This window comes from Achromobacter sp. SIMBA_011 (assembly GCF_046535435.1).
Lineage (GTDB): Bacteria > Pseudomonadota > Gammaproteobacteria > Burkholderiales > Burkholderiaceae_B > Achromobacter > Achromobacter dolens.
In genome coordinates this window covers 1-271 of record NZ_JAWRWN010000484.1, presented here as the reverse complement: position 1 = coordinate 271, position 271 = coordinate 1, and the positions used below count along the sequence as shown (strand labels likewise).

At 53.5% G+C, this 271-nt stretch carries 1 protein-coding gene; it reads right to left on the bottom strand.

Annotated features, from left to right (window positions below):
- Positions 1-8 precede the first annotated feature (8 nt).
- The coding region (locus tag SB816_RS31810) for a hypothetical protein (protein ID WP_410548220.1) at positions 9-271 on the bottom strand (263 nt) is incomplete at its 5' end.

Genomic DNA, 271 nt, shown 5'->3' with positions numbered 1-271 from the left:
CCAATCCCTCAACCGTGACCGGCCAGAAAACCAGCGAGCCCAACCAGCAGAGAGATAACGGCACATAACGCGGCTACCTTTCCCGGAATCGAGTTTCTGGCTTCGGTAAGTTGCTTAAAGAATTGGGTTTGTACAGTGTCGCGTAGATTCGCAACGTCGTCGCGCGTTGCTACTTGTGACATTAGCTCCCGGAGCTTAATAACCGCTTCCTCGTTTCTATCCAGACGACGACCCATTGTCGTGATGGCATCGTCGTGTCCGTCAACGCGAG